The following is a 513-nucleotide window of genomic DNA, read 5'->3' as shown; positions in this document are numbered from 1 at the left end:
TGTCCATTGGCAGGTTCAACGTGCCGATGTTGTTGGTGTTGCCTGTGCTGTTGATGGTCAGTGTTTCGTAACCTTGGTTAGCAACGCCTGCAGCGGATGTGCCGGAAACGTTTTGACCAATGTTGACGGTACCAACTTGGACGTCGGACAGGTTCAGTGTCGCTGTGTTCGCGCCCAGCAATGTGCCATTGCCGAAGGAGAATTCAACCACGCCAGCATTGTTGGCGTTGGTGTTGCTCAGGGACATTGTTTCTACAGCTTGTTTGATGTTTTCAATACGGGCTGTGTTGGTACCTGCTGTGGAAGCAACGCGGTTGATGGCGATGTTTTTGAGGCCAGTACCATCTTGCAAGTCGATCGCAACAACGGCGTTGTTGTTGATGTTGTTCGCATCAGCAGAGCCTGTGAAGGAGAACGTGGCTGTCTGGATGTTTTTCAACGTTGGGGTGATGATTGGTGCGCCGTTGTCGTTGGCGTTACCTACTGTGGCTGTCAGTTTGTTGTTGGCAGTCG

The 513-nt window shown here is 51.7% G+C and carries 1 protein-coding gene; it reads right to left on the bottom strand.

Going from position 1 to position 513, the window contains the following annotated elements:
* A partial coding sequence (locus H8L47_RS29220) for a hypothetical protein (protein ID WP_222616731.1) occupies nt 1-513 on the bottom strand: 513 nt, incomplete at both ends.

Origin of the sequence: Undibacterium umbellatum (assembly GCF_014284125.1) — a bacterium.
Taxonomy (GTDB): Bacteria; Pseudomonadota; Gammaproteobacteria; order Burkholderiales; family Burkholderiaceae_D; genus Undibacterium; species Undibacterium umbellatum.
This window is presented reverse-complemented; position numbering and strand designations above follow the sequence as displayed.